Source organism: Pseudoalteromonas sp. SANK 73390 (assembly GCF_054966645.1).
The window spans coordinates 1-464 of the sequence record NZ_ARPN01000201.1 but is presented as its reverse complement, the minus strand read 5'-3'; the positions used below and the strand labels follow the sequence as shown (position 1 = coordinate 464).

The window sequence follows — 464 nt, the reverse complement described above, 5'->3', positions numbered from 1 at the left end:
TAAATTTGCAAAGCGTAAAGGGCATGGGCAGTTAGGGATGACAAGCGTCTTGCATACATGGGGGCAAAACTTAAGCCAGCATATTCACTTGCATTGCTTAGTGGCAGCGGGAGGGCTGGCGCAAACTCAATGGCATGAAATAGAGAAGGGCTATTTATACCCAGTTAAAGCATTATCAACGGTGTTTAGAGGGAAAATGCTTGCGGCATTGCATGCGCGTGATGCTTCATTCAGACATATAAATACACCTGTTAAATGGTGTGTATATAGCAAAGCGTGTTTAACCTACAGTGATAAATTAGTGAGTTATCTGGCACGGTATACCCGCAAGGGAGTTATATCAGAATCACGACTGGTGTCGGTGAATGAACAAAGCGTGTGCTTTAAATATCGAGACTATGCAGATAAACACAGTCAAAAGGTGATGACACTGAGCTGTCGAGAATTCTTGCGGCGCTATTTAC

General features: G+C 43.5%; 1 protein-coding gene. It reads left to right on the top strand.

The genetic code is table 11. The features are described 5' to 3' along the window. A partial coding sequence (locus SANK73390_RS22165) for an IS91 family transposase (RefSeq protein WP_462768454.1) occupies nt 1-464 on the top strand: 464 nt, incomplete at both ends.